The organism is Limosilactobacillus reuteri subsp. simiae (assembly GCF_020784875.1).
Classification (GTDB): Bacteria; Bacillota; Bacilli; order Lactobacillales; family Lactobacillaceae; genus Limosilactobacillus; species Limosilactobacillus reuteri_H.
Window position 1 is genome coordinate 1 of the sequence record NZ_JAJGUI010000017.1, and the last position, 240, is coordinate 240.

At 43.3% G+C, this 240-nt stretch carries 1 protein-coding gene; it reads left to right on the plus strand.

Annotated elements, in window-relative coordinates; translation table 11 throughout:
* On the plus strand, positions 1-240 hold a 240-nt coding region (locus LMC10_RS01075; protein ID WP_229268702.1), incomplete at both ends, for a hypothetical protein.

The following is a 240-nucleotide window of genomic DNA, read 5'->3' on the forward strand; positions in this document are numbered from 1 at the left end:
CGGAGTTACTCATACTTTCGCTCATTGAGACTGAGTTACTCATGCTTTCGCTCATTGATACCGAGTTACTCATGCTCTCACTCATTGAAACGGAGTTAGATAAGCTTTCACTCATCGATACTGAGTTGCTTAAGCTTTCGCTCATCGATACCGAGTTACTTAAGCTTTCGCTCATGCTTACGGAGTTGCTGAGGCTTTCGCTCATGCTTACGGAGTTGCTTAAACTTTCACTCATCGATA